The organism is Chromohalobacter sp. HP20-39, assembly GCF_033052815.1.
Taxonomy (GTDB): domain Bacteria; phylum Pseudomonadota; class Gammaproteobacteria; order Pseudomonadales; family Halomonadaceae; genus Chromohalobacter.
Genome location: NZ_JAWHTP010000520.1, coordinates 1 through 287 on the forward strand (window position 1 = coordinate 1; position 287 = coordinate 287).

General features: G+C 58.2%; 1 protein-coding gene. It reads right to left on the minus strand.

Annotation, left to right across the window (positions count from 1 at the left end; all coding sequences use genetic code 11):
- Window positions 1-261 (minus strand): MFS transporter (locus RVY79_RS19035; RefSeq protein WP_317466118.1); only part of this gene is annotated, 261 nt, incomplete at its 3' end.
- Window positions 262-287: the final 26 nt, after the last annotated feature.

The following is a 287-nucleotide window of genomic DNA, read 5'->3' on the forward strand; positions in this document are numbered from 1 at the left end:
CGGTGTTTTCACATAGATCATCGCCATCGAGGCCAGGCCCCAGAGGATGGTGATGCGCGCCAGCGTTTTGCGTGCGCCGATCTTCTCGAGCAACAGGTTGCTCGGCACTTCAAACAGGAAGTAGCCGATGAAGAAGATGCCGGCACCCAGGCCGTACACCGCTTCGCTGAACTGCAGGTCTTGCAGCATCGACAGCTTGGCAAAGCCGACATTCACCCGGTCGATCCAAGCGAGGATGAACAGGAAGACCAGGAACGGCACCAGTCGCCATGTGATGCGGCGATATG